Annotated in this window: 24 protein-coding genes and 1 other annotated feature; of the genes, 21 read left to right on the top strand and 3 right to left on the bottom strand. The window is 27.8% G+C overall.

Annotation, left to right across the window (positions count from 1 at the left end; translation table 11 throughout):
• The first annotated feature begins 22 nt into the window (after positions 1-22).
• From IR151_RS06040 to IR151_RS06000, 9 genes are all read left to right on the top strand, one after another.
• Positions 23-1333, top strand: coding sequence for an RsmB/NOP family class I SAM-dependent RNA methyltransferase (locus IR151_RS06040; protein ID WP_227433616.1), 1311 nt, complete (start codon positions 23-25; stop codon positions 1331-1333).
• A 100-nt stretch (positions 1334-1433) separates the two neighbouring features.
• Positions 1434-1970: a signal peptidase I gene (gene lepB, locus IR151_RS06035; protein WP_227433615.1), complete on the top strand. Its 537-nt coding sequence runs from the start codon at positions 1434-1436 to the stop codon at positions 1968-1970.
• Between the two features lie 174 nt (positions 1971-2144).
• The gene (gene lepB / locus IR151_RS06030) at positions 2145-2681 is read left to right on the top strand and encodes a signal peptidase I (RefSeq protein ID WP_227433614.1); all 537 of its coding nucleotides are present in this window, start codon (positions 2145-2147) and stop codon (positions 2679-2681) included.
• A gap of 9 nt (positions 2682-2690) precedes the next feature.
• Positions 2691-3446, top strand: coding sequence for a sugar phosphate isomerase/epimerase family protein (locus tag IR151_RS06025; RefSeq protein ID WP_227433613.1), 756 nt, complete (start codon positions 2691-2693; stop codon positions 3444-3446).
• Positions 3447-3519: 73 nt separating this feature from the next.
• On the top strand, positions 3520-5187 hold the full coding sequence (locus IR151_RS06020; RefSeq protein ID WP_227433612.1) for a nucleoside kinase: 1668 nt from the start codon (positions 3520-3522) through the stop codon (positions 5185-5187).
• A gap of 345 nt (positions 5188-5532) precedes the next feature.
• Positions 5533-6462, top strand: a complete 930-nt coding sequence (gene glsA, locus IR151_RS06015) for a glutaminase A (RefSeq protein WP_227433611.1) — start codon at positions 5533-5535, stop codon at positions 6460-6462.
• A 97-nt stretch (positions 6463-6559) separates the two neighbouring features.
• Complete coding sequence (locus tag IR151_RS06010; RefSeq protein WP_227433610.1) at positions 6560-7123, top strand: ArsR/SmtB family transcription factor; 564 nt, start codon at positions 6560-6562, stop codon at positions 7121-7123.
• Between the two features lie 297 nt (positions 7124-7420).
• On the top strand, positions 7421-8257 hold the full coding sequence (locus tag IR151_RS06005) for a deoxyribonuclease IV (RefSeq protein WP_227433609.1): 837 nt from the start codon (positions 7421-7423) through the stop codon (positions 8255-8257).
• Positions 8258-8557: 300 nt separating this feature from the next.
• Positions 8558-9553 (top strand): aldo/keto reductase, encoded by a 996-nt coding sequence (locus IR151_RS06000; RefSeq protein ID WP_227433608.1) that lies wholly within the window; start codon positions 8558-8560, stop codon positions 9551-9553.
• 202 nt (positions 9554-9755) lie between these two features.
• On the opposite strand, the gene IR151_RS05995 is transcribed toward IR151_RS06000, so the two are convergent.
• The gene (locus IR151_RS05995) at positions 9756-10160 is read right to left on the bottom strand and encodes a RusA family crossover junction endodeoxyribonuclease (RefSeq protein ID WP_227433607.1); all 405 of its coding nucleotides are present in this window, start codon (positions 10158-10160) and stop codon (positions 9756-9758) included.
• A 594-nt stretch (positions 10161-10754) separates the two neighbouring features.
• Between IR151_RS05995 and queG the strand changes: the two genes are divergently transcribed.
• The 12 genes from queG to thrS all read left to right on the top strand — a co-directional run bounded on the left by queG (position 10755) and on the right by thrS (position 24707).
• Positions 10755-11669: a tRNA epoxyqueuosine(34) reductase QueG gene (gene queG / locus IR151_RS05990; protein WP_227433606.1), complete on the top strand. Its 915-nt coding sequence runs from the start codon at positions 10755-10757 to the stop codon at positions 11667-11669.
• A gap of 105 nt (positions 11670-11774) precedes the next feature.
• The gene (locus tag IR151_RS05985; RefSeq protein ID WP_227433605.1) at positions 11775-14012 is read left to right on the top strand and encodes an ATP-binding protein; all 2238 of its coding nucleotides are present in this window, start codon (positions 11775-11777) and stop codon (positions 14010-14012) included.
• A 188-nt stretch (positions 14013-14200) separates the two neighbouring features.
• The gene (gene nth, locus IR151_RS05980; protein ID WP_255612943.1) at positions 14201-15121 is read left to right on the top strand and encodes an endonuclease III; all 921 of its coding nucleotides are present in this window, start codon (positions 14201-14203) and stop codon (positions 15119-15121) included.
• Between the two features lie 193 nt (positions 15122-15314).
• A complete protein-coding gene (gene trmL, locus IR151_RS05975; RefSeq protein WP_227433604.1) occupies positions 15315-15785 on the top strand; it encodes a tRNA (uridine(34)/cytosine(34)/5-carboxymethylaminomethyluridine(34)-2'-O)-methyltransferase TrmL in 471 nt (156 codons plus the stop codon).
• Between the two features lie 35 nt (positions 15786-15820).
• On the top strand, positions 15821-16669 hold the full coding sequence (locus tag IR151_RS05970; RefSeq protein ID WP_227433603.1) for a DegV family protein: 849 nt from the start codon (positions 15821-15823) through the stop codon (positions 16667-16669).
• A gap of 289 nt (positions 16670-16958) precedes the next feature.
• Complete coding sequence (locus IR151_RS05965; RefSeq protein WP_227433602.1) at positions 16959-17963, top strand: BMP family ABC transporter substrate-binding protein; 1005 nt, start codon at positions 16959-16961, stop codon at positions 17961-17963.
• Between the two features lie 40 nt (positions 17964-18003).
• Positions 18004-19113: a BMP family ABC transporter substrate-binding protein gene (locus IR151_RS05960; RefSeq protein ID WP_227433601.1), complete on the top strand. Its 1110-nt coding sequence runs from the start codon at positions 18004-18006 to the stop codon at positions 19111-19113.
• A 67-nt stretch (positions 19114-19180) separates the two neighbouring features.
• A complete protein-coding gene (locus IR151_RS05955) occupies positions 19181-19684 on the top strand; it encodes a hypothetical protein (RefSeq protein WP_227433600.1) in 504 nt (167 codons plus the stop codon).
• 161 nt (positions 19685-19845) lie between these two features.
• Positions 19846-20607, top strand: a complete 762-nt coding sequence (locus IR151_RS05950) for a DUF6873 family GME fold protein (protein ID WP_227433599.1) — start codon at positions 19846-19848, stop codon at positions 20605-20607.
• A gap of 2 nt (positions 20608-20609) precedes the next feature.
• Positions 20610-21428, top strand: a complete 819-nt coding sequence (locus tag IR151_RS05945; protein ID WP_227433598.1) for a putative sporulation protein YtxC — start codon at positions 20610-20612, stop codon at positions 21426-21428.
• A gap of 248 nt (positions 21429-21676) precedes the next feature.
• Positions 21677-22279 carry a DUF445 domain-containing protein gene (locus IR151_RS05940; RefSeq protein ID WP_227433597.1) on the top strand — a complete coding sequence of 201 codons (603 nt, stop codon included), beginning with the start codon at positions 21677-21679 and terminating at the stop codon, positions 22277-22279.
• A gap of 207 nt (positions 22280-22486) precedes the next feature.
• Positions 22487-22724, top strand: a binding site (T-box leader).
• Positions 22725-22787: 63 nt separating this feature from the next.
• Entirely contained in the window at positions 22788-24707 is a 1920-nt protein-coding gene (gene thrS, locus IR151_RS05935) for a threonine--tRNA ligase (protein ID WP_227433596.1), read from the top strand.
• A gap of 248 nt (positions 24708-24955) precedes the next feature.
• Here thrS and IR151_RS05930 read toward each other — a convergent pair whose 3' ends face one another.
• Both IR151_RS05930 and IR151_RS05925 read right to left on the bottom strand, forming a co-directional pair.
• Positions 24956-26017 carry a DUF4097 family beta strand repeat-containing protein gene (locus IR151_RS05930; RefSeq protein WP_227433595.1) on the bottom strand — a complete coding sequence of 354 codons (1062 nt, stop codon included), beginning with the start codon at positions 26015-26017 and terminating at the stop codon, positions 24956-24958.
• On the bottom strand, positions 26010-26687 hold the full coding sequence (locus tag IR151_RS05925; protein ID WP_227433594.1) for a TMEM198/TM7SF3 family protein: 678 nt from the start codon (positions 26685-26687) through the stop codon (positions 26010-26012). Before IR151_RS05925 ends, IR151_RS05930 begins: the two co-directional genes overlap by 8 nt.
• Between the last annotated feature and the right edge of the window lie 4 nt (positions 26688-26691).

Here is a 26691-nt window from a genome sequence, read left to right as displayed (position 1 = left end):
GATAAAAAGGGGGATTATAAATTTGGCAAATTTACCAAAAGAATTTTTAGAAGATATTAGAGAAATACTAGAAGATGAATATGATGATTTTATAAAAAGTTATAATGAAGAAAAGACTACTGGTCTTAGAATAAATACACTAAAAATTGATAAAGAAAAACTATTGAATTTAAATTTATTTGATTTATATCAGATACCGTGGGCAGATGAAGGTTTTTATTATGATGATAAAATTAATAGGCCTGGTAGAAATCCATTACATGAGGCTGGAGCATATTATTTACAAGAGCCTTCTGCAATGAGTGTAATACCAAAAGCAGATATTAAAGAAGGAGATAAAGTACTTGATATGTGTGCTGCACCTGGTGGCAAATCTACATATATATTATCTAGATTAAACAACACAGGTTTATTGGTTTCTAATGAGATTAATACAAGTAGAATTAAAGCTCTAGGAGAAAACTTAGAACGATTTGGGGCGAGAAATTGTATAATAACAAATACTGATTCTAATAGCTTAAGAAAGACATTTAATGGGTATTTTGATAAGGTGATTATAGATGCTCCTTGTTCTGGGCAAGGGATGTTTAGAAAAGATGAAGTGGCCATCTTAGATTGGAGTCAGGCAAAAGTAATTGAATGCCAATCTATTCAAAAAGAGATTATAAGAGATGGATATAAAATGTTAAAGAAAGATGGTATTTTAATTTACTCAACATGTACTTTTTCAAAAGAGGAGAATGAACATGTTATAAATGAGTTTATCAGTGAATATCCACATGCAGAACTTGTTGAGATGGAAAGGCTATGGCCTCATAAAATAAAGGGAGAAGGTCATTTTGTAGCTAAGATAAAAAAATTAGAAGAAGAAGAAAGTAATGTAAAAGAATTAAAAATAAAAAATTTAGATAAAGAAATAAAGGATTATAGGGAGTTTGAAAAGAAATTTTTAAAGACTGATTTTTATAGTAATAAAAAAAATAAATTTTATTTAAGAGGAGAAAATTTGTACCTACTTCCTGAAATATATCCAGATACAAAAAAACTAAAAGTATTGAGATACGGTTTGCATTTAGGGGTTTTAAAGAAGAATAGATTTGAGCCTTCTCATGCATTATCTCATTACTTAAAAGTTGAAGATGTAAAAAACGTTGAAAACTTTAGTGTGCAAAGCGAATCGATTCTTAAATATTTAAAAGGGGATGTTATAAATTCTAATGAAAGTAGAGGATGGGTTTTGGTATCAGTTGAAGATATACCTTTAGGTTGGGGAAAAGAATCTGCTGGTACAATTAAGAATCATTACCCTAAAGGTCTTAGAAAAGTATTTTAAACTATTAGAAAAAAGAAGTATAATATTTATATTGTAAGTTTATGGTAGATTAGTTTTGCTGTAGATTGACTTAATATTGAACACAGAGGAGACGATTTTAGTGGGTGAAGCAGTTAAAAAAGAAGTTGTAGAGTGGATAAAAGTGATTGTCATAGCTCTTGTTTTGGCATTTGCAATAACGCGTTTTATAGTGCCAACAATAGTTAAAGGAGAATCAATGTATCCTACGCTTGTAGAACGTGATTATTTGATAGTCAATAGAATTGCGTACAAAGTAGGAGAGCCAAAATACAAAGATATAATAGTATTCAAAACCGACTTAACAGAAGAAAATGGAAAGAAAAAAGATTTAGTAAAAAGAGTTATCGGGGTTCCTGGTGACCATGTAAAGATAAAAGACTCCAAGGTATATGTAAATGATAAATTGTTAGATGAAGTTTCCTATATACATAATAATCGTACTGATGGAGATATTGATATAGTAGTTCCAGAAGGAAAATTATTTGCAATGGGAGACAATAGAGAAAGAAGTTTAGATAGTAGATACGATGAGGTTGGATTGGTCGACGAGCACACCGTTCTAGGAAAAGTTCTAGTCAGATTGTATCCATTTTCTAAGATAGGAACTATTGACTAAACATTATAAATATAAAATTTGGAGCAATCGCTGATTAACTGAAATCACCAGACCATACACAATAGTTGTCTATATAAAAAAGACAACACCTTATTTAGTAGACTTATCTAAAAGATAGTGCTTAAAAGTAGCATTATCAATAAAGATAATATAACTATAAAGGAGAATTTGTGAATGAATGAAACTATTAAAGAAGAGATTGTAGAGTGGATAAAAATAATTATTACTGCACTTTTTTTGGCATTTATTATAACTCGCTTTATAAAACCAACATTAGTAAATGGAGAATCAATGTACCCAACACTTAAACCACACGATTACTTAGTGGCAAATAGAATAACATATAAATTATCAGAACCAAAATGTGGAGATATAATGATATTTAAGACTGACTTGTTGCAAGATAATGGGAGAAAAAAAGAGTTAGTAAAAAGGGTTATAGGTGTACCAGGAGACCATTTAAAAATTAAAGATTCTAAGGTTTATATAAATGGTAAGTTATTAAATGAAGTTTCATATATACATGATAATTATACTGAAGGCGAGATTGATATGGTGATTCCTCAAGGTAAAGTATTTGCTATGGGAGATAATAGAGAAGTAAGTTTAGATAGTAGGTATAAAGAAGTAGGATTAGTGGATGAACAAAATATTAAAGGAAAAGTTATTTTAAGAGTGTTTCCTTTTACACAAATAGGTATTTTTGAGTAGGTGATTTGTATGGCAGTTGGTGTGGCATCTTTGTTATTTAATATTGAGGGTGCTTTAAAACTTTGTGAAAGTACAAAGGAAATAACTCATTTGGAAATTGGTATTGATAATATATATGAATGTAGTGAGTTATGTAAATATAAGCAGAGAATTTCTAAACTAGGGTTGTCTATAGGGATACATTTACCTATGGAATTAAACACTTGTGAAAATATAGAATATATACGAGCTTCATGGATAAGTTTTATTGAGAAGATAGAATTAGAGCTAAAAGGATTTGATATAAGGTACTTTAATCTTCATTTGGGTTATGTTATGACAAATAGACTTAAAAATAATAGGGACAAGTATTTAGATAATAGTGTAGATTTTTTTAATAAAATAAATACAGATTCACATATTTGTATAGAGAATACTTATTCAAAAGGTGGAGATTTTTCAAATATTGGAAATATATCCTATGATTTTGAATATATATTTAAGAGGATTAAAAATTCTAAGATTTGTTTTTGTTACGATACTGGACACTGTTTAATTGATGAGGATGATTATTTAAATAACTTGAAAGATAAGATAAAATTGATACATTTAAGTGATAATGATGGTATCAATGATATACATGTTGGTATAGGAAGAGGTATTTTATCTGAAGAGAGTGTTAAAGAGGTTTTAAAATTAGATGCAGAATATTTAGTATTAGAAATAAATTACGAAGACATTGAAGATACTATAAGTAAATTGAATCATATTGTAGGAGAGGGTTAAATACCTCTCTTTATCTTGTTGATATGCCTCGTTGATTAAAATGTATATTCATCAAAAGGAAGGAGATGTTGAAGTGAAGAAAATAAATTTAAAAATAGACGGAAGAAGTAAGGAGTATTCATTAGACGAAAATTCTTTGGGAATTAGACTAGGAGATATAGCAAAAGAGTTTTGTGATGAACATAAAGGATATATAACACTTGCGGTTGTAGATAATAAATTGAAAGAGTTAAATTATAGAGTGAAAAAGGATTGTGAGATAGAGTTTTTGGATACGACAAATGAAGATGGAGAAAGAGTTTACTTTAGAGTCATGTCATTTGTGTTTGTGATGGCTTGTAGAGAGATATTTTGGGACAGCAGAGTTACAATAGAACATTCACTATCTGGTGGACTATATTGTGAAGTTCATATAGAGAGAAAACTTAAAGAAGTTGATGTTGAAAATATAAAAAATAAAATGAAAGAGATAATAAATAATGACTACACTATAGAAAAAATAGAAGTTACGAGGGATGAAGCTATTTCTATATTTGAAAATAATGAGATGTATGAAAAAGCAGAACTTTTGAAATACAAGGAATATGATAGTGCTAAAGTATATAAATGTAGAAACTATATAGACCATTTTTATGGATATATGTTGCCATCAACTGGTTATATAAAATCGTTTGATATCATACTTTACAATGGAGGTATTATAATTTTAGGGCCTAGTGAAGAAGATAAGACTCTACCTATGAAATTTATACCTCAACCTAAGCTATCAAACGTATATTATGAAGCAGAAGAATGGTCAAGACTAATGGGAATTGATAAGGTAGTATCACTTAACAGAATAATAGAAAATAATGAATATGGAGATATAATAAGAACATTTGAAGCATTACATGAAAAGAAACTATCTCAAATAGCAGATATGATAAAAGATAACAATAAGAGAGTAGTTTTAATAGCAGCGCCATCATCATCTGGAAAAACAAGCTTTGCTCATAGACTATCAATACATCTTAGAGTAAATAACTTAAATCCGATTTCAATATCTTTAGATGATTATTTTATAGATAGAAAACATACTCCTTTAGATGAATATGGAAACTATGATTTTGAGTCAATTTATGCTATAGATTTAGAGAGATTCAACTTAGATTTAAATAAACTTTTAGCAGGTGAAGAAATTGAGGATATAAGGTTTAACTTTAAAGCTGGGGAAAGAGAATATACTGGTAAAAAGATAAAGATAGACTCAAATCAACCAATTATATTAGAAGGTATACATGGGCTAAACCCTATTTTAACAGCATCTATACCAGATGAAGATAAATTTAAGATATACATAAGTGCCCTTACTCAAATAAATTTAGATGACCATAATAGAATTCCTACTGCCGATTTGAGAATGATAAGAAGAATTGTTAGAGATTATAATTTTAGAGGATATAGCGCTGATAATACTATTTTGCAATGGGCATCAGTTAGAAGAGGAGAAAAGAAAAATATATTCCCTTATCAAGATGAAGCAGATGCTATATTTAATTCCGCTTGTGTGTATGAATTAGCGGTTTTAAAGCGATTTGCTAAGCCTCTATTGGAGGAAATAGATGAAGATAATCCTGCTTATATTGAAGCTACTAGATTATTAAAGTTTTTACAGTATTTTGTTGAACTAGATGATATTTCTGATATACCAGGAACTTCAATCCTTAGGGAATTTATTGGAGGAAGTAAAATAGTTGATTAGCATGTATTATTGATTATTTTATTGTACTCATATTGAACTAAATATTTTTTTAGAGATACTGAATAATCTATGGTTTATATTTTAAGTAATATTGCTGGAGTATTAAAGTGAAAATTCTATTTAGTTATCAAAAATTCTTTGTTTTGTGAGAATTAGTATAGATAATAAATACTATTTAACTTTAATACTCCTTTTATAATATTATGATATTTTTTATAATATGTTTGAAAAATAAAGTTAAGTCTGCAAAAAATAGTTTTAAAGTATAATTTCTTTTAACACTGTTTTATTATAGTATAAACTTGTGCTAAAATAGAGTATATAACATAAGATGATGAGGTGCATATGAATACGTTAGATGAGACATTATTAAAAGAAATTATAAGTTCTAATAAAAAATATACAAATTATGGACAAGTTGCTAGTTACATACCAGAATTAAAAAATGCTCGTAGAAATGATTTAGGAATTTGTATTATAGATAGTGAAAATAACATTTATAGTGCTGGAAATTGTAGCACAAAATTTACAATACAAAGCATTTCAAAACCAATTGTGCTTGCCATGGCACTTATGGACAATGACTGGGAAGACGTTTTTTCAAATGTTGGAATGGAGCCAAGTGGAGACCCATTTAATTCTATAATGAAACTTGAGATTAATGATACTAAAAAGCCTTGTAATCCAATGATAAATGCAGGAGCAATAGTTACCACTTCTCTTATAAATGGGAGCTGTTTGGAAGAAAAAGAAGAAAGAATGCTTAGCTTTTTTAGAAAGTTGGCAAGAAATGATAACATAGGAATAAATTATGATGTCTATAAGTCTGAAAAAATGACTGGAGATAGAAATAGAGCTATGGCTTATCTGTTAAAAAGTGATGGATTTATCAGAGGTAATTTAGAAGATGTTTTAGACCTTTATTTTAAACAATGCTCAATTGAGGTAGATTCTATAGATTTAGCGAGAATTGGTATAAATCTTGCTAATTATGGAGTAGACATAGAAAATGGAGAGCATTTAATGAGTGAAATGGTATCTAGAATTGTCAAGACATTTATGATGACTTGTGGAATGTATGATGCTTCTGGGGAATTTGCTATTAAAGTTGGAATTCCTGCAAAATCTGGAGTTGGGGGTGGTATAATGGCTTCTGTGCCAGGACGTATGGGTATTGGTGTTTATGGACCTGCACTTGACAAAAAAGGTAACAGCGTCGCAGGAGTTAAAGTTTTAGAGGAGTTGTCAAATAAACTCAGATTAAATATTTTTTAAAATTTTAAGAAAGGATTTTTTTGACAACAACATATAATTTAATATATAATTAAATTGTAAAGAAATATGAATTAAATAAATTTTTTAGGAGGGGTCAATGAAAGAGGTATTGGTATTACGAGATTTGGAGTGCATAAAGGCTATTGCACATCCACGTAGAATAGATATTCTAAAAGCATTTGACAAATCGCCATTGTCAGCAAAACAATTATCTCAATTATTGGAAGAACCTCATGCAAAAATAAACTACCACATAAAAATGTTATACAAAGTTGGTATTTTAGAATTAGTTGAGGAAAAAATAAAGTCGGGGATTGTGGAAAAATATTATTATCCAAGTGCAAAAAATGTGGTTATAGGGAATAGGATACTTAATTTTTCTTTAGACAATGGGGAAGAAAAAGAAGAATTGTACATATCAAGATTTGAAAATATGAGTGAAGTTTTTTATAAAGCAGCAGAGGAAGATGTTTTAGAAAATGAAAATATAGTTGATTATCATGATATTTCTCTTACTCATGATGAATTAGTTGAACTTAATGATACTATGAAATCAAAGATAGATGAAATTTTAAATAAAAGACAAGACAGCGTTGAAGGTTCTAAGTATGATATAGCTATGGTTGTAGTTCCTACAGTTGAAGAAGAATGTCCTAATTAGAATCATTAATTATGTATTAGTTATAAAACATAAGATTAGAGATTGAACATCAGAATTTACTTAATAATCAAAAAATACTTTTGAGCATGAGTAAAATAATGATTTTTAATCTCTATTTTTTTGTTATTTGAATGACTAAATATACTCTTTGAAATTTATCAAAATGGGTATAATTAAACTATAAATATTAAAATTTAGAATTAATATATACGAAATTAATTATAGTTATACTAAAATTAAGACTTAAGTATCAAAAATTTATAAATTAAAATTATGTACAACCAAAAGGAGATTAATATGATTAAATTAGGAACACATATTTCAATAGCAAAAGGATTTGCAAAGGCAGCCGAAACAGCTGTATATATTGATGCAAATACATTTCAATTTTTTAGTAGAAACCCAAGAGGAGGAAATGCTAAAGAATTTGATGAGAAAGATATAGCTAAATTTCAAGAAATTAGAAAAGCAAACAATTTTGCACCATTACTTGCACATGCTCCATATACTATGAATCTAGGTGGAGTGAAGGATGATGTTTATGAATTCGCAACAAGAGTAATAGATGAAGATATAAGAAGAATGGATTCACTAGGTATAGAATACATGTGTTTTCACCCTGGAAGTCATGTAGGTGGTGGAGTAGACTTTGGTATAGATAGGATAGTAAAAGGGCTAAACAATGCTATTAAAGGAGATGAAAATATAACTATACTCCTTGAAACAATGTCAGGAAAAGGGACTGAAATAGGATTTAGTTTTGAGCAGTTAAAGAGCATAATAGACAATGTCGAACATAAAGAAAGAATAGGTGTGTGTCTTGATACATGTCATATTTTTTCAGCTGGTTATGATATAGTTAATGACTTGGATGGAGTTTTAGGGGAATTTGACAAGATTATAGGTATAGATAGATTAAAAACTATACATTTAAATGATAGTATGATGCCATTTGGGGATAAAAAAGATAGACATGCTCCTATAGGTGAAGGTAAGATAGGGCTAAAAGCTTTAACTGATTTTATGGAACATCCAAGCATTAAAGATTTGCCATTCTTCTTAGAAACACCTTTTGATGAAGAAGGTCATAAGAGAGAGATTAAGATGATTAAAGAAATTTTATCTAGTAAATAGTATTTTGATATGATGTAAATAATATTTTGATGCTATTTAAGTAGCATTTTGATTATATTTGGATTAAATTTAGATTATATGCTAGTGAAATATAGATTGGTATATTATGAAGCATATTAAATAAAATTTTGATGTAATATAAAAGAGTATATTATAAACTATATAAATAAACTTGATAAAATGTGTATATATTTTAAATAGTATATAAATAGATTGCAAAAATTCTCATAATTTGTTGTATAATTAAAAGTAACATGTTAATAATGTTTAAAATTAATTAAAAGTTAGGTGGGGAAAGCTATGAGAAATTTAGGCAAGACTAGTATGAAGATAAAAAGAGTCGGTTTTGGGGGAATTCCAATACAAAGAATTACACAAGAGGATACTAATTTAGTTATAAATGAGCTAGAAAAACAAGGAATAAACTTTATTGATAGCGCAAGGGGATACACAATAAGTGAAGAAGCTATTGGAATTGCTATAGAAGGAAAAAGAGATAAATTTTTCCTAGCTACTAAAAGTATGTCTAGGGATTATGATTCAATGAAGAAAGATGTGGAAATAAGTTTAAATAACTTTAAAACTGATTTTATAGATTTATATCAATTTCACAATGTTAAAGAAGAAGAGTATGACAATATTTTTAAAGATAAAATGGCTTATAGTGCCCTTTTAGAAGCAAAAGAACAAGGGAAGATAAAACATATTGGTATAACTAGCCATAACTTAAACACTATAGAAAGAGCTTTAGAAAGTGGCAAATTTGATACTATACAATTTCCTTACAATATAGTTGAAGGACAAGCAGATGAGGTATTTAAAAAAGCTCATGAAAAAGGAATTGGTATAATAGTAATGAAACCTTTAGCTGGTGGAGCTTTAGATAATGCTACATTGGCTATTAAGTATATATTGTCTAAGGATTATATAGATGTGGTTATACCAGGAATGGATAGTGTTGAACAAGTTAGACAAAATGTCGCTGTGCTTGAAAATCTTGTATTAGATGAGGATGATGAGAAAAAAATTGAAGAAATAAGAAATTCTCTAGGTAAAAAATTCTGTAGAAGATGTGAATATTGTATGCCTTGTGCTGTTGGAATAAATATACCTTTAAGCTTCTTATGCGAAGGATATTACACTAGATATGGATTAGAGGAGTGGGCTAAGGAAAAATATGAGGTTATGGATGTTAAACCTACTGAGTGTATTGACTGTGGTCTTTGTGAAAGTCGATGTCCATATGAACTTCCTATAAGAGAAATGTTGAAGACTGTTGTTGAAAAGCTAGGATAGATTTTACTTATTGAAATCGGTGTAATAAATTTACGCCGATTTCTTTTTTTATGTAAGTATAATTATTATGATAAGATTGTGTTTATGAAAGTATTAAGTGTTATGTCTGTGCAATTATTAAGTGTTATGTTTATGCAAGTATTAATTATTATATAAATATTGTTTTTGCATCAATATAGATTTATATAGCATATACAGATTTTTATTTTTCAAAAATATTATAAGATATATCGTATTTAGATATTGGATAAAGTTCAATTTCAACTCTAGGATTGTCCTTATCTATAAAATCAAATAAAAGTACTGGCTTAAGCTGCTTATCATTTTTTATTATTCCACTTTTTTCAATACCATCACAAATGCTCTTTGGATAGTTATGTAAATCTCCCATTCTCTTGTTAGGGAAGAATAATTTTAACACTGTTATTAAATTTTCTTCAACAGTTTCTCCTTGATACTGTTGATTTATAAAACCTGCAATCATGTTCTCATATGCTAAATACTTAGAATATTTTCCCTTTGAAGGCATCCATGCTTGACCATTTATATTATGAAGTTTAAAATTAGATTTACTAATGGGTCTACCTGGTATTGTTATTTTAATCAATTTATTCACCATCCTTATACAGTATTTATTATAATCTGTGGATGATTTAAAAGCAAACTCTTATTTGTTGTACCTTTCTGAATAACAAAGTCTAATTGGATAAGATATGATTTTAATAGTGTAATATATATTAGATTGTTGTAGATATGAAAGATATATTATAGAAGAAATACAAGGTAGCAATAGAGGGAAGAGATATGAAAGTTAAATTATAATAATGTTGTAGAACAACAAAAATATAGATAGTGAAAAATAAGTAGTGTTATAAGAGTAAAATAGCTAAAGATATAATATGGATGAAAGCTAAGCTATACAAATATTGTAGAATAACAAAATATAGATAGTTAAGAATAAGTAAGTGTTATAAGAGTAAAATAGTTAAAAATTAAAAATAGATAGATGTTAAATTATCTAAGATAACAGCATATAAAAGTCAAATTATATAGTAAATAAATTATATAAACATGTAAATTTTAAAAATTAGACTATTTAGACTATATATATTTAGGCTGTATAAATGTTGTTATGTCTAAACAAAGAAACATATGTAGCATAATTGTGATTTTAGAATTTAAGTTGAAAAGGAATAATTTTATGGATAATAACAGATTAAAAGAATTTTGTAACCTCATAGGATTAAAGTGTGTAGGAATAGCTGGAGTAGACAAGTATGAAAATCTGAGAGAGATACTTGAAAATAGACAGAAAAAAGACTATTTAACAGGTATGGAAGAACCCATAATTGAAAATAGAATTAATCCTAGAAATATAATGGAAGATGCTAATTCTATAATAGTGTGTGCTTTTCCATACCATATAAATAGACAAGAAAATAATAAAAATTCAAATTTATCAAAATATTGTCATGGAAAGGACTATCATATTGTAGTAAAAGATTTTTTACAACAAATTTGTGATTATATTTCCAAAAATGTAGAAGGTTTTAAATATAAGATATTTGCTGATAATGGACCATTAGTTGACAGATATTTAGCTTATTTATCAGGTATTGGATATTTTGGAATAAATAATAATATTATAACTGATGAATATGGTTCTTATATATTTATTGGATATATAGTAAATAATTATAAGTTTGAAGAAGATAAACCACTAGAAAAAAGCTGTTTTAAATGTGGAAAGTGTGTAAAATATTGTCCGGGAAATGCTATATTGGGAAATTATGATATGAATCCTAAAAAATGCTTATCATATATAACTCAAAAAAAGGGAGATTTGTCAGAGGAAGAAAAGTATGTTTTAAAGAAAAGTAAAAAGATATTTGGGTGCGATATTTGTCAAGAAGTATGTCCTCATAATATTGAAATACCAACAACTCACATCTTGGAATTTAAGGAAGATATAATAGACTATTTGGATTATGATGAGATACAAAATATATCAAATAAAGAATTTAAGAGGAGATATGGAGATAGAGCCTTTAGCTGGAGGGGTAAAAATATAATAAAGAGAAATATGGAAATAATTTTAGATAAGTATGATGACTAATAATAAGAGTCTACTTCATATACTTTAATGTGTATTTACTTTAACACTTATGGTGTAAAAGTCATATTATATCATTAAAGTTAAATATGAGGAGGTGGGGGAATATTGAAATATAATAATACATCTGAAATAAGTCCACTAGATAGTATATTGGGTCAAGAAAGAGCAGTAGAAGCTATGGAGTTAGGTTTAAAGATAAATAATCCAGCCTACAACATATACCTAGCTGGGGAATCTGGAACAGGTAAAAGTACTTATGCCTTAAAGGTTTTAAATGAATATGCATCTAAAAAAAGTACACATAAAGATTGGTGCTATATATATAATTTTGAAAACCCTAGAGAACCTATGATAGTTGAATTAGAAAAAGGGTTTGGAAGAGAACTTAAGAAAGATATGGAAAAGTTAGTAGAAAGTCTTTTAGAAGATTTTAAAAATGCATTTGAAAGTGAAGATTTTGAAATAGAGAAAAATAAACTTTTGGATGAATATGAAATAGAAAAAGATATGTTACTAAAGCAGATTAAAAAATATGGAGAAGAAAAAGGATTTAAACTAAAACAAAGTAAAATGGGAATAGTTTTCATACCTTTGAAGGAAGATGAAGAAGAAAGTGATATATCAGATGAAGAGTTTTATAAGGCTAAAAGAGAACTCGAAAACATGGCAATACAAGTTGTATATAAAATTAGAAACTTGGAAGAAAAAGCTGAAAAGGCTGTGTTAGAGCTTGAAGAAGAGATAGCTAAGCTTGTAGTAGAACCTCATATTAAAACGTTGTGCGAAAGATATGAATGTTATGAAAAAATTCAACTTTACTTAGAAAATATAAAAAAAGATATCATAGAATACATGTATTTATTTTACTTAGATGAAGAAGAATTGAAAGATAAGTATGATAAAGAACACTTTATAAAGTATAAAATTAATTTATTTGTAGATAATGGAGGTTCGAAAAAGAAGGAATCAGCACCTGTCATAGTGGAGATAAATCCAAGCCCATCAAACCTATTTGGAAAGGCAGAATACGATTATGCAAACGGAAATATAAAGACTGATTTTACAAAATTATTATCAGGAGCATTTCATAGAGCTAATGGCGGATATTTGGTGCTTTATGCAGACCAGTTATTAAAGTATACTATGTCTTGGGAAATTCTTAAAAAGACATTGCAAACAAAAAAAGTAATTTTGGAAACACAGACAGCAATTAAACCAGAAAATATGCCATTAGATGTCAAAGTGATATTGATAGGAAGTCATTATATATATGATATTTTATATAGATATGAAGAAGATTTTGGAAAATATTTTAAAATATTTGTAGATTTTGATAGCGAAATGGATAAGAATAAAAATAATGAAGATGGAATAGCTAGATTTATAGCATATCAATGCAATAAAAATGGCTTAAAACATTTTACAAAAGATGCAGTTGACGAAGTTGTTAAGTTTAGCACTAAATTGTCTGGTGATTTAGAGAAGCTATCAACTAAGTTTAATAAAATAATGGAAGTTATAATAGAAGGAAGTGCATATGCAGAATTTAGAAGTTCCAATTATACAGAGCGAGATGATATTAAAAAAGCAATAAGTGAAAAGAAAAAGCGTATTAATAGAGTAGAGACACATATGGATGAATCAATTGAAAATGGTTTTACTCTAATAGAAACAGAAGGAAAAAAAGTTGGAGTAATAAATGGGCTATCAGTTTTAAGTACAGGAGAATATTCTTTTGGTAGGGCTTCAAGGATTACAGCAACTACTAGTCCAGGAAGCAATGGTATAGTAAATATAGAAAGAGAAGTAAATATGAGTGGCTCAATACATAATAAAGGAGTGCTTATATTAGGGGGATATCTTTCTGAAAACTTTGCACAGGATTTATTGATGTCATTAAATGCATATATTTGTTTTGAGCAAAATTATGGAGGTATAGATGGAGATAGTGCATCTTCTGCGGAGTTATATGTATTGTTATCATCTCTTAGTGGTGTAGCAATTAAGCAAAATATTGCAGTTACAGGCTCTATAAATCAAAAGGGAGATATACAAGTAGTTGGTGGAATAAGTGAAAAAGTAGAAGGATTTTATTCTATATGTAAAACTAAAGGCTTAAACAATGAACAGGGTGTAATAATTCCTAAAAAAAATCAGAGAAATCTTGTTTTATCAGATGAAGTTAATGATGCTATAAAAGATGGAAAATTTAAAATATATACAGTTGAAAGAGTAGAAGAAGCTATAGAGATATTGACAGATGTCAAATTTGAAGAAATAAAAAAATTGGTCAAAGAAAAACTACTATCTTTTAGTAAGATACAAATTGAGGCAAAAGAATAAGTTTATAATAGAATTTAATGGGTATTTATATGTATAATAAAAAGCAGGAACTTTAATAAGTTTTTGCTTTTTTTGTGAAATATCTGTAGAGTAAGTTTTGTTTTGTATGTTGATGTTTATTTTTTGTTGATATGATTAAACTATATATAAATAATGTTTTATAAATTGGTATTTTAAGGGGGATAATTATGAAAAGTGTAAATAAGAAAGATATAAGTAAGAATGATGCAACTAAGAATGATGTAAATAAAATTGAAACTCAAAAAGAAGTAGATGAAATAATTGGTGAAAAAGATATAGAAAATTTTGTAGATATTAAGGATAATAAAAAAAGTGTCAAAGTTAGCAAAAAAGATGCTCAAAAAAGTGAAAAAGATAGTAAATTAAAAGATAATAAATCTAGTAAAAATATACAAAAAGTGAGTAATAAGAAAGCTAAAAGTAAATCTGTGGATAAGAAAGAATCTAAAAACGAAAAAGATGTAAATAAAATTTTAGATGAATTAGAAAAATTGTATCCAGATGCTACATGTGAACTAAATTATGGGACAGCCTTTGAACTTTTAATAGCAACTATATTATCCGCTCAATGTACTGACGTAAGAGTAAATAAAGTTACAGCGGAATTGTTTAAGAAGTACAATACAGCAAGAGATTTTGCAGATTTAAGTATTGAAGAAATTAGTAAAGAGATAAAAAGTTGTGGTCTTTATAAAAGTAAGGCTCAAAAAATAAAAGCTACATCTGAACAGTTGTGTGAATTATATAATGGTGAGGTACCAGATACTTTAGAAAAGCTTGTAAAACTTCCTGGTGTTGGGAGAAAGACAGCAGGCGTTGTTCTTAGTAATGCCTTTAATCATCCAGCAATAGCAGTAGATACACATGTATTTAGAGTCAGTAATAGAATTGGAATAGTAGATGAGCCAAACCCTCAAAAAACAGAATTTGCACTTATGGAAGCCATACCAAAAGAAAGATGGTCACACTCACATCATGTATTAATTTTTCATGGAAGAAGAATGTGTAAAGCTAGAAATCCAGAGTGTGAAAACTGTCCAATAAAAGATGATTGTAATTATTATCAAGAACTTAAAGAAATGAAATAACTTTTCTAAAGTAAGTTGTACAAGAGTGATTTTCTGATATAATAATACTTATGAAAATGTTAGATAGAAAACTATTATATATAATAATATAAAAATTATTATTAACATTATTATATATGATAGTATAATATTATTGTTATTCTGTTTATAAAATAAAGTTTAGTAAACAAGAACGATATTTAGGAGGATAAAAATGTCATTAAATATAGTATTAGTAGAACCAGAAATACCTCAAAATACAGGAAATATAATAAGAACTTGTGCAGCAACAGGTTCAACTTTGCATTTAGTAAAACCATTAGGTTTTTCATTGGATGATAAGCACTTAAAAAGATGTGGTCTTGACTATTGGGATATAGCTGATATACAATATTACGATAGCTTTGAAGAATTACAAGAAAAATATCCAAACAGTAGATACTTTTTTTCTACAACAAAGGCTAAACAATCGCATTCAGATGTAAAATATGAAGAAAATTGTTTTATAGTATTTGGGAAAGAAACAAAGGGATTACCAGAGTCTTTGTTGAAAGCAAATATGGATACTTGTATTAGAGTACCTATGTTAGATGTTGAAAAAGCTAGGTCATTAAATTTATCAAATTCAGTAGCTATAGTAGTATATGAGGCTTTAAGACAAATAGGATACCCTAATATGAGGTAGTTTAAATAATCCTAAATTAGAAAGGAGCATACTTAATGAAAAATCTAAAGATAATCTGTGACAGTTTATCGGACGTGCCAAAAGATTTGTTAGATAAATATGATATAGATATTGTTTCATTAACAGTTATATTAGAAGAAAAAGAATACAAGGATAGGATTGATATATCTGGAGATGAATTTTATAAAAAACTTAGAGAAGAAAATGCATATCCAAAAACTTCTCAAGCTACTTATGCCCAATTTAAGGAAGTTTTTGAAAAATACACGAGTGAAGGTAGAGCAATACTTTATATAGCTGGTTCGGCTACAGCTACAGGAACATATCAAAGTGCTGTAATGGCGAAGAATGATGTAGAAGGTGAAATATATACATATGATTCTAACTTACTTTGTATGGGAACTGGTCTGCTTGTAATAAAAGCAGGAGAGCTTGCAAGTGAAGGAAAATCTATTAATGAAATATTACCTGTTTTAGATGAATTAAAAGAAAAAGCTTTTGTTATATTTTCAGTGGATACATTGGAGTACTTACAAAAGGGAGGAAGAATATCATCTACTAAGGCGGCAATAGGAAGTATATTAAATATAAAACCTATTCTTGAAATAAAAGGAGGGTTAGTCTCACAATTATCTCAAGTAAGAGGTAAGAAGAATGTAATTTCTAAGATGATGGACTTGATAAAATCGAATTGTGGGGATGATTTATCAGACCAAGTTATATATATAGGATATAGTGATGACATTAAGGAAAAAGAACAATTGTCTAAAGTTATAGAGGATGAATTGAGACCTAAGGAAATTAAATTTTTCCAAATTGGTGTGTGTATAGGTGCACATGCTGGTCCTGGTGTAACTGGAATTATATGTCTAAAAAATAAATAACAATTTTTTATATTGGGATTATTTATTTTTTTATTAATTTATGATAAGATATGTTAAACATTGATACACTAGATATGATTTGTTTTAGATAGAATTAAGTGTTGATATATTAAGTTGAGTTTTTAGGGAAGTGTGTAAATAGATAGAAATCTATTACACACTTTTTTATGGTAAGTTTATTGAAAAAATTAAATAAATACTTGCAAATGAGGTATAACAAATCAGTAATATAGTATGTAAAAGTAAATAGGATATAAAAATGTCACAAAAATATAAGGAGTGGATTTTGATGCGTTTAAAAAAATTGTTGGTATTAATGTTAACTGTAGCAATGACTGCTGGAATGTTAGTTGGATGTAGCAGTAATTCAAGTAATAATTCTAGTTCTAATCAAGATAATAAAAATAAGCTAAGTAACAAAGAAAATTCAAAAAAATCTGTATCTATGATATTAGATATTGAAGGGTCAAATAATGGAGTCATGAATAATTCAGCTTTGTTAGCGTTAGATACTGCACAAAAAAATCTTAACATAGATACAAATAAAGTGGAATCAGAGGATTCATCAACTTTTTCTAATAGCATAGATATTTTATGTAATGATAATACTGACTTGATTATAGCTGTTGGTTCTAGATTTGCAAAGCCTCTAGAAAAGATAGCCAAGAAATACCCAAAGCAACAGTTTGCCATTGTAGATTATGAGTATGACAAACAACCATCTAATATAACTTCAATTTCTTTTGAGGATAATAAGACTGGATATTTGGCTGGATTAGTTGCTGGAAAGATGACAGAAACAGATAAGGTTGGTTTTATAGGTGGAGTAGAGGGTTCTAGTAGAAATAAATTTGAATCTGGCTTTAAAGAAGGTGTTAAATTTTCTAATAGCAATATAAAAGATATTTCAGTTGAGTATGTAGATATTTTTAAAGATAGTAAATCTGCTGAATCTGTTGCTAAAAAAATGATGGATAGTGGAGTAGATATTATTTTTTCTAATACTGAAGATGATTCAAAGAGTGTAATAAATATGGTTAGAGCAAAGAATAAAAAAGTGATAGCAATTAATAAAGATCAGCATGAGTTGGCTCCAGAAAATGTTATAAGTTCTATTGTAAAGGACTTTGAAAAACCTACTTATGACTTAATACAAAGCTTTGTAAAAGGAGATTATAAGGGTGGTAAAGTTATAGAAAATACAATGAAGTCTGGAAGTACTGGACTTGCTCAAAATAGTTCTCAAAATATTCCTCCTGATGTGTTAGAATATGTAAATAAGAACAATAAATAATTTATAGAGACTTCATGTTCTATGTCAGGGAGTGAGTTTTGTGAAAATAAAAAGGATATTGATGTTTTGTTTTGTCATGCTCTTTACAGTTTTTATACTATTTATCTGTAATTTTGATTTTGGATTTAATAGAGTAAATAATAATTCTAATATAAATAATAATAAGTCTAAACAAAGTGAATCTAAGAATGTGTCAACTTTGTCTGATAAAGATAAGTCAAATAGTGAAAGTAGCAATGATGAGGATGAATTGGAAGATGATTCTTATGTAAGAAAAACTGTTGGAGTATTGTTAGATACTGAAAATTTAGGTAATGAATCGTATAATAATAATGTACTGTCAGCTTTAAAAAGAGCTGATGAGGATTTTGATATTAGAGAGAAGATTGAAAGACCAAAGACTTTTAATGACTTTGCAAATAGCATAGAAAAATTATATAAATATGAACCAGACTTGATAATAGCAGTTGGAGCTAGATTTGCAGAAACGATTAAACAAGCTGCTACAAAATATCCAAAACAGCAATTTGCAATAGTTGATTATAATTATAAGGTTCAACCAGCTAATGTAATTTCTGTATCATTTCAAGATAATTCCACTGGATATTTGGCAGGTCTTATTGCAGGAAAAATGACTGACACTGGTAAAGTAGGATTTATAGGAGGGGTTGAAGGCTCTAGTAGAGACAAATATGAATCTGGATTTAGAAAAGGTCTTAAAACTTCAAATAAAAATGCTGATTTATTGGTAAAGTATGCAAATGTATTTGAAAATCCTGAGTCAGCTAGAACTATTGCAAAAGAAATGAGAGATTCTGATAGAGATGTTGTATTTTCAGCCACAGAGGATGATGGGAAAAGAGCTATTCAGGTAGCTAGAGAAAATGGTGGTAAAGTTATAGCTATTAATAAAGACCAATATGATATGGCTCCAGATAATGTAATAAGTTCGATTGTAAAGGATGTAGAACAGCCTGTTTATGAATTGATACAGAATGTTGTAAAGGATGGTTTTAAGGGAAGTAAAGTCATGGAGTTTAAGATAAAAGATGGAGAAATTGGACTTACTCCAAATAGCAATAGAAACATACCACCAGATGTTTTGGAATATGTAAAAAAAGAGTACAATAAGGTGAAAAGTACATACTAATTATTGCTGAAGATATGTATAGTATTTGTGTGGAATGTTATAATTATCTATAGAGGAGTTGATACATATGGAAGACAAAATTTTGCAATTTCTAGACAAAATGCAAAACAGTATTAACGACAGATTTGATAAATTAGAAAACAGATTAGATAAGATGGATACAAGACTAGATAAAATGGATGCTAGATTTGATGAGGTAGACATAAGACTAGAGAAGATGGGTACTAGATTTGATGAGGTAGACATAAGACTAGATAAAATGGATACTAGATTTGATGAAGTAGACATAAGACTAGAGAAGATGGGTACTAGATTTGATGAAGTTGACATAAGACTAGATAAAGTAGATGCTAGATTTAATGGAATAGACTCTAGATTAGATAAGATAGAAAATAATCTAGTAGAAATTAAAAAAGATTTAAAAGACACAAAGGTAGAATTAGAATATACAGAAAAACATGTTGTAGCTGTTAAAGGAGACACACAAGAGATAAAAAGAGACTTAAATAAAATTGAAATAGTAACAGCAAGCAATTGGAACGATATAGCTAAATTAAAATCAATTAGATGATAGAGTAGAGTTTTTATAAAAATTTATCAAAAAAAACATTAATTAATTTAGATTAATTACATAAAAGTCCAATAATAAGTGTGTAAGTAGAAAAAATCTACTGCACACTTTATTTATATTCAAATAAAAAATTTATCAAAAAAAATAAAAAGGAGTAAAAAATGGAATTTACAAGAGAGCCATTTATACTAGATGACGATTTGTGTCTAGCTTTGGTGGACAAAAGAATTAGTTATCTAATGGAAAATGAATTAAAATTAAGAAATATAGAAATAATAAAAACAATAGAATGTAAAGAATTATATGAAAGTATAAAATATCACCCAGATATATGTATTTGTAATTTAGGAAAAGGAGATATAATTGTTGCGCCGAATGTATATAATCAATACAAAGAGTTATTAAGTAAACATAAATTTAATATAATTAAGGGAGAAGCTAATTTATCAAATAAATATCCTTATGATATACCTTACAATATTGCTATAGTTGGTGATTATGCCATACACAATTTTAAGTACACTGACAGAGCGATATTAGATTATATTGAAAATAATAAACTTAAAAAGATAAATATAGAGCAGGGCTATTCTAAATGCTCAATCTGTATAGTAGATAGAACATCTATAATAACATCAGATAAAGGTATTTGGAAAAGCATGAAGAATACAGAAATAGAGTGTTTATTAATAGAAAAAGGTCATATAAATTTATTTGAGATGAATTATGGATTTATAGGTGGATGTACAGGGTTAATTTCTAAGGATAAACTAGCTTTTTGTGGAGATGTTAAAAAACATCCTGACTATGAACGTATAAAAAGTTTTATAGAAAGTAAAAACAAGGAGATAGTTACACTTAGTAGTGAAAATTTACTCGATATAGGTTCTATAGTTCCTCTCATGACGAGAAAGGAGCGATAACTTTGGTTGAGAAGGATAATATTTCTTCTATGAAATTTTTGAGGAATAATAATGTAAACGATAGATTAATATATACAAATGACATTGTAGAAGTCGTAATTGATTCTGCAAAGCAAGAAGTATTAAATAAGAAGATACTTAATGGTACTAAAACTGAACAAAGAGCTCTAAATATTGATGAAATATCTACAGAAATAACTAGTATGATAATAAGTATAATGAAAGAGAAACTTTTAAAAGAATACATTCTAAAATGCTATGGGCGTACATATCCTGAAGATAAAAATAATATATACATATATTCACTAAACATATTTGCTAAAAAAGAGATTTTTATGAGAGAAACAGTATTTACAAGGGTTAGGAACTATATAGAGGAAAATGATTTTATAAATGTCGAAGGTTTTATTAGATTTAGAATGAGAGAATTTATGAAATATATTTCTGCTATAGGTGATATTGCAGTTGAAGAGTATTTAATAAAAAGAGACCAAGATGAGTTTATAAGAGTTTTAAAATATTTTATAGATACTCAAGAAGAAAAGATAGATTTACTTAAAGTTCATATAATGGAAGATAATACATTTATTTTATACGATAAAAATGGAAATAAAATAGACAGTATAGATGATGAAGAAATTATAAATATGGTCATAAGAGAAAATTTAAATTATGAGGACTTTTTAATAAGTACCTTATTAACTTTATGCCCTAAGAAGATAGAAATATTAGATTTATTAAATAACAATTGCTCAAAGGAAATCATAGATACAGTAGAAGCAATTTTTGAAAATAAAGTTAGTATAATTATGGAAAATTAGAATTGAAAGATATAATTTAAGATTTGAAAAGATAGTTAAAAATAAAAATATACTCAAATTACAGATAAATCAGAGTTAAAAGATAGTAAAATACAACTAAAATAATAAAAATAAAAATTAGAAATCAAAAAATTCTTTTGAAATCGACACGAAAGACTTATAATTGTATATAAAGCTATAATATAACTAGAGTTATTAAAGATAAAATATAGCTAACAAATATACAATTGATAAGGAGAAGTTTTATAATGGATAATTTAATTAGGATACTAATATTAGCTGTTATTGGTGGATTTATAGGTTATGTCACAAATGTAGTTGCTATAAGACTGATATTTAGACCAATAGTACCTATTAAGATACCTATTTTAAATATAGAGATAGTAGGTCTTATACCAAAGAGAAGAGCAGAAATAGCAGCAAATGTAGGTGAAATAATTCAAAACGAATTTCTTTCAATGGACGAAATACTTGCAAATATCATTACTGACGAAGATAAGGAAGAAGTTGTAAGATACATAAAAGCAAGGGTGAAAATTATCATACATGAGAAAGTTTCATTTATACCAAGCAGTATAAAGAACATGATTCAGGACTATTTAGGAGATATAATTGAATCTGAAGTGAAACAGAGCATAGATGAATTGAGCAAAAATATAATAAATAAAGCAAATGAGCGTATAGATATACAAAAAATGGTCGAAGATAAGATTAATGAACTAGATTTATATGAACTAGAAGAAATAATCATAAGAATAGCTAAAAATGAATTAAAACATATAGAAATCTTAGGTCTTGTATTAGGTTTCTTAATAGGTATAGTTCAAGGATTAGTGACTATATTTATCTAGTTATATCTATCATGCATGTAGATATGCTTTAAAAATTTAAAATTAGTGAAAATATTATAATATTACTATAAATCAAAAGATTAAATTAATATAAAATATAAGAATATTAGTTTAAAATTGATTGAGATGAAAAATAATGGGTAATTAATATATTACATTAATGTTGATTGATGTATGACTATCTGTTATAATGAAAATATATCAAAAATTATAGTGTTGAAGAGGAAGAGTAGAGTGGAAACCATTCACAGAGAATCTGGGTCTATGGCTGAAAACCCATGTAATAGGTCTATTTGAAAACTACCTTGGAGCTGAGCTTATTAGCAATATTTGTTTTACACGATTTGTGAAAGTGCTCGGGTGACTACCTTATAGTCATCAAGAGGGTTGTATATATTTGTATACACCAACTTGGGTGGAACCGCGAATTAATATCGTCCCAAATATATTTGGGGCGATTTTTTATTACAAAAAAATTAAAAATTATCTCAATAAGGAGGAAAAAACAATGATTAAAGTTGCTTTAAAAGATGGTTCAATAAAAGAATTTGAAAATGCTCTTTCTGTTATGGATGTGGCTAAATCCATTAGTGAAGGATTAGCTAGAAATGTGGTAGCAGCATCTGTGAACGGAGAGGTTGTAGGTCTGGACCACATGATAGATAGTGATTGTGATTTAAACTTATTTAAATTTGAAGATAAAGAAGGAAAAGACGTTTTTAGACATACATCAGCACATATGTTAGCTCAAGCTATAAAGAGACTTTACCCAGAAGCAAAACTTGCTATAGGGCCAAGTATAGAGAATGGATTCTATTATGATATAGATTTAGAACATAGATTAGTTCCAGAAGACTTGGAAAAAATAGAAGCTGAAATGAAAAAAATAGCTAAAGAAGATTTAAAAATAGAAAGATTTGAACTTCCTAGAAATGAAGCTTTAGAACTTATGAAAGAACAAGGAGAAGATTATAAGGTAGAGCTTATATCTGATTTACCTGAAAGTGAAATAATATCTTTCTATAAACAAGGTGATTTTACTGATTTATGTAGAGGACCACATTTACCATCTACTAAAAAGGTTAAAGCTGTTAAATTACAAAGTGTAGCAGGTGCATACTGGCGTGGTGACGAAAAAAATAAAATGCTTCAAAGAATCTATGGAACTTCTTTTGAAAAAAATAAAGATTTAGAAGAGTACCTACACTTATTAGAAGAAGCTAAAAAAAGAGACCATAGAAAATTAGGTAAAGAATTAGGTTTATTTATGATACCTGATGAAGGTCCTGGATTCCCTATGTTCTTACCAAAAGGAATGGAACTTAAAAATGAATTATTAAAATTCTGGAGAGAAATACACAGAAAAGCTGGATATATTGAAATAGAATCTCCAATTATATTAAACAGAAAATTATGGGAGACTTCAGGTCACTGGTATCATTACAAAGAGAATATGTATACAGTTAAAATAGATGACGAGGATTATGCTATAAAACCTATGAACTGTCCTGGTGGATTAATTTACTACAATTCTCAATTACACTCATATAGAGATTTCCCAATGAGAGTTGCAGAACTTGGTAGAGTTCATAGACATGAGTTATCTGGAGCATTACAAGGATTAATGAGAGTTAGAGCATTTACTCAAGATGATTCACATATATTCATGTTACCAGAACAAATCAAAGATGAAATAAAAGGTGTAGCTAATCTAATAGATGGTATTTACAAGACTTTTGGATTTGAATACAATCTAGAATTATCTACAAGACCAGAAAATTCTATGGGAAGCGAAGAAGAGTGGGAAGCAGCTGAAAATGGATTAAGAGAAGCTTTAGAAGAGTTAGGTCTACCATATACTATAAATGAAGGTGATGGGGCATTCTATGGTCCTAAGATAGACTTCCATTTAAGAGACTGTTTAGGAAGAACTTGGCAATGTGGTACTATCCAATTAGATATGCAACTTCCAAGACAATTTGATAATACTTATATTGGACAAGATGGTGAGAAACATAGACCAGTTATGATTCATAGAGTTGCTTTTGGTAGTATAGAGAGATTTATAGGTATATTAATTGAACATTATGCTGGCAAATTCCCAGTTTGGTTATCTCCAACTCAAGTTAAGATACTTCCTATATCTGATAAGTTTATGGATTATGCTAATGAAGTTAAAAAAGTATTATTTGATAAAGGTATAAGAGTTGAATTAGATGATAGAGCTGAAAAAATTGGATTTAAAATAAGAGAAGCTCAACTTGAAAAAGTTCCTTATATGTTAGTAGTAGGTGAAAAAGAAGTAGCTGAAAATAATGTTTCTGTAAGATCAAGAGATAAAGGTGAAATAGGCAGTATTAAATTAGATGAGTTTATAGCTAGTATTTCAAAAGAAATTGAGTCAAGAGAAAGTGTTATTCAAAACTAATATATAAAATAAAGTTAATTGATATATAAAATGTTAACTTGTGTATAGATAGATATTTTCTGTATAGATAAGTATCTTGTGAATAAATAATTATAATTAGAGGCACATTTAGTCATATTTTTTATGATAATGTGCCTCTAATTTTTGCTTATAAGATATAAAGATTTATCTTTGTGTAATTTATATAACTTTTTAATGTATATTATCTTTATGTAGTTTATACAAAGCTTTAATATCGCTATTTTTTGTTAGTTATTTTTTATAATATTTAAATCGGCACTTGTAGTATCCACATACATCTTTGCAGTCCCATTTTTATAAACATATGAATCGCCATCCTGAAGTAATTTAAAACTACTATTTAAATTACCAGAGACCTTACTAAAATCTAAGGTAAATCCTGAATTCTCAGGAATATACAAATCAATATCACCAGAAGTCGTATCACATTTGAAAGAAGACAACATTGCACTTGAATTAATTTTTATATCTCCACTAGTTGTCTCAGATTTGATATTGGAAAATTTACCCTCTATATTAACTTTACCAGAAGTTGATTCGCATATAAGATTCTTATTGTCCATATTTTCTAAATCTATATCTCCACTTGTTGTATTTATCTTCAAATCATCAGTTTTACCAGAAAGTTGAATTTTACCAGATACTGAATTACAGGTAACACTTTTACTATCAAGTTTTTTTATGTTGATATTGCTACTAGTTGTCTCTAAAGTCATTTTGTCAATCTTACCATACATTTCTATATTACCTGAAACTGATTCAATATACGCCATGTTACTTTTAAGATAAGTACTATATATATCTGCTGAAGTAGTAGATACATTTATATTGTTATATAATTTTTCAGGTAAATATAGTTCAAGTACTGTTGATTTTGGAAGTCCAATTCCAATGAAGAATTTTTTTGTAGAATTATCAATGATAGAAAGGGTATTACCATCAACCTTTATTTTTGCAATCTTTTTCCTTGAAAAATTAGAAGGAGCTTTTTGAATTAATTTGATTTTATTAGAATCACTCTTTAAAACTCTAACTTCACCTGAAATCCAGTCAACATCAATATTATTTATTTTATTTGAAAAACTCTCACTTTTAACAGTTATATACTTATCATAATTTTTATTAGAGGATAAAAAACTTTCATTTTTAACTGAACCTTTAATCAAATCTTTGACATCATATTTAGATGAAGTAATAGTATTTGTAAGGAAAATAATAAATATTATAGAAAATACTATAGCCACAATACTCCAAACAATAATTTTTATTTTTAAAAATTTTTTATTCATATTTATCATCCTCCTCCGCGTCTTTTAATTGTAGTACACCTTCGACTATATGAATTCCCGCAGCACCTATTATGAATATTATCCATGAAAAGCTCCAAGCATCAAAACATATATTAACAATTAAAAAAATGCCAACTATTATCATCCAATATGCACTCATAAATGATTTATAAGCAAGATTTGTACTTTTAGTTTTTACTCTCCATTCTTTGAATTCTTCTACAATAGTATCATCAGATGGACTATAGTTTTGCTTTGTCATTCCATTGTAGACTAATAGACCTGTTCCAACTGCTATTAATATAAACATTGGAAGACTAGCCAGAGTTGGTTGGATACCCAAGTTTACAATTAAAACAGCAGTTAAAAATGGACTTATTATAAAAAGAGCAATTGCTATTGATACTCTCAAAGCTCTTTTTTTTCTTTCTTCAATTAATTCAGAAGACATAAAATATGGTTCTTTAACACTTTCAATTAATTCAGATAAATCTCCAATCCCAGATATTACTGAATTATATGATTCTTGCTTTGACTTACCATTTTGTATTTGGTCGCTGTATTTTTCTTTTAGATTTTCGAATAGTTCATCTTTAAGTTCTTTGACCTTTCTTGTTTCTTTAACTTCTGTAAAGCTTTGTTCAATATAATCATGTATTTTATCTAACATATTT

The sequence above is a fragment of the Clostridioides sp. ES-S-0006-03 genome (genome assembly GCF_020662275.1).
GTDB lineage: Bacteria > Bacillota > Clostridia > Peptostreptococcales > Peptostreptococcaceae > Clostridioides.
This window is presented reverse-complemented; position numbering and strand designations above follow the sequence as displayed.